We start from the raw sequence: 1,703 nt of genomic DNA on the forward strand, positions 1-1,703 counted from the left end.
CGAAGAAGGTGGCAAGTGTGTGGTGTTGAACAGCGAGGCTGTGGGCGGGATCGACGGCGCCGACGAATGCTGCTGCGGCGCCGCCCAGCTGGGGGAGCAAGATTTGGTAGTCGGTGTAGCTGAAGTGTTCGCCGTCGGGCAGGTGGACCTGGCAGAGCGGGCCGCGGTGGTGGCCGAGGAATTGTTGCCAGGAGGCGTCGGTGTCGGGACTGTGGTCGCCGGCGCTCATCAGCAGGAACGGCCGGTCGAGGCCTTCGTTGGCGGCGCGGCCGAAGTCGCGGGCGGATTGGGAGTAGGCCATGCTGCCGTCGAGGTCGGCGCCCGCGCGGATGCGCTGGTCGGCGAGCATGGTTTCGGCGGTGGTGAATCCGCCGCCGGAGTGACCGAACATGCCGATTCTGGAGAGATCGAGAGCTGTGTCCAGGCCTGTGGGTAGAGCCTGTCCGTCGGCGTCGTGTGCGCCGGTCGCCAGGAGTTCCAGCTGGTCCAGGACGAACCGGGTGTCCGCGATGCGGGTGGTGATCAGGGTTTTGGAGACGTCGATGGTGGGCGCCGGTAGTGCTTTGCGCGCGAGGCGACCGCCGGGGAATTCGACGGCTTCGGCTTCGTGGGTGTGGTCGATCGCGACGACGATGTAGCCGTCGCCGGCCAGTTGTTCCATCTGGGTGGTGCCGTGTGAGCGCGACAGGGTCGCTCCCGGCGAATACAGCAAGACCGGTCGGCGGCCCTCGGCCGCGGGTGCGTCGAGTCCGGAGTGGGTGGGGAAGCGGTAGTCGAGCCGGTCCGGTTCGACTTCGAGTTTGCCGGCATCGCTCGCGGCTACGGCTGCGGCGACCCCGGGGGCCATGTACGGCGCTTTCGGTGCGGTGTTCGGCCGCGCCGGATAGCGCACGGTGATCATCAACTCCCGCACACTGCCGGCTACCCAGGGGTCTTCCCGGCTCGGGTCGATCAGGTGCAGGTCGGCGCTACCGACCGGATACGGTCCGGTCGGTGCGGGCAGGCCGAAACGAACCGGCTCCGCGGACGCGGCGGCGGGTACACCGGCCAGCACCAGGGCGATCACGAGCGCGCCGACCCGGCGCAGCAGGGAAGTAGCGGTCACACACGAGAACATAGAACCGCACGTGCTGCGCACACATCGGGGCGATCACCGGTACCGACCCCGAGATCCGGAGCCTGGCCCGCGGCGTCGACGGGGTGACGGGGTGGTTCCCGCATCGGTCACCGGAACGCGACCGGCCCGCGTGACAGCGCGGGCCACCGGCGACGGTGGCCGCGCTCACGGCCGGCGTCGGCTGTGGTGGGTCAGCTCTGGCCGCCGAGCAGGCCACCGATCGGCATCGGCGGCAGCGCACGTACCAGGGTCATCACCGCGTTGCAGTATGCGCTGGGCGCGGCTTCCCACGGGTTGGTGTTGCAGACGTAGTTGCCCATCTTGTCGTAGTGCGAGGAATGCCCCCGATAGGACCAGGTGAGTCCGTCTTCGGAATGGCTGTAGGGGCACTGGTCCGGCGCCAGGCCCTTGCAGGGTCCTTCGACTCCCCACGGGCCGACCGGATACGCCATCGCCTGCGGCGCGCCGGTGAAGGTGAGCGCCGCGGTCGCGGCCACACCGGTGAGCAGGTACTTGACGGTCGATTTCACGCAGTCTCCTCGAGATTGGATCCGGAACCCTTTGACTCCGTATCGCTTACACCACG

2 protein-coding genes are annotated in these 1,703 nt (G+C 68.6%); both read right to left on the minus strand.

Features of this window, described 5'->3' with window-relative positions:
• A partial coding sequence (locus IG75_RS0135525; RefSeq protein WP_210436880.1) for an alpha/beta hydrolase family protein occupies positions 1–1,105 on the minus strand: 1,105 nt, incomplete at its 3' end.
• 203 nt (positions 1,106–1,308) lie between these two features.
• The gene (locus tag IG75_RS0135530; protein WP_030525731.1) at positions 1,309–1,647 is read right to left on the minus strand and encodes a hypothetical protein; all 339 of its coding nucleotides are present in this window, start codon (positions 1,645–1,647) and stop codon (positions 1,309–1,311) included.
• Positions 1,648–1,703: the final 56 nt, after the last annotated feature.

It is taken from the genome of Nocardia rhamnosiphila NBRC 108938, from assembly GCF_000720425.1.
Taxonomy (GTDB): domain Bacteria; phylum Actinomycetota; class Actinomycetes; order Mycobacteriales; family Mycobacteriaceae; genus Nocardia; species Nocardia rhamnosiphila.